We start from the raw sequence: 488 nt of genomic DNA, 5'->3' as shown, positions 1-488 counted from the left end.
CCTTCTGAGATTCACGAACAAAGCGCTAATGGTAATACCACGGCTTACTATGTGGTCAAAGCTGTCGATGAAGAGGGTAACCCACTGGCAGATCAGCCAACGGGCACTGTTAATGTCAGCTTTACCGATGGCACTGCGACAGCCGGTGATGATTACACTTTCAATAATACGACAGTGACCGTGGGCAGTGCTTTCAGTGCAGAGTCGGTGGATGATGCGCTGACAGATAGCGGTGAAAATTTTGTCGTCTCACTGGACTCAGGCAGTTTCAGTGATGCTGATACCTATGAAAAGGTGGAATACGCTCCGGATACTGTGACGACCACTATTCTGGATGAAGCGGATGACGACAGTGCCTTCACTCTGAAGCTGTTCCCGTCAGATGAAGATGGCAACATTATCACTGATCCGTCTGAGATCCATGAGGATGGTGCCAATGGTGATACGACGGCTTACTATGTGGTCAAAGCGGTGGATTCTGATGGTAA

At 49.0% G+C, this 488-nt stretch carries 1 protein-coding gene; it reads left to right on the top strand.

Going from position 1 to position 488, the window contains the following annotated elements; all coding sequences use genetic code 11:
* On the top strand, positions 1–488 hold a 488-nt coding region (locus tag H4O21_RS24140), incomplete at both ends, for a hypothetical protein (RefSeq protein WP_182812435.1).

This window comes from Oceanospirillum sediminis (genome assembly GCF_014164585.1).
GTDB lineage: Bacteria > Pseudomonadota > Gammaproteobacteria > Pseudomonadales > Halomonadaceae > Oceanospirillum > Oceanospirillum sediminis.
Note: the sequence above shows the minus strand (reverse complement) of the source record. Positions and strands in the feature narration are given on the sequence as shown.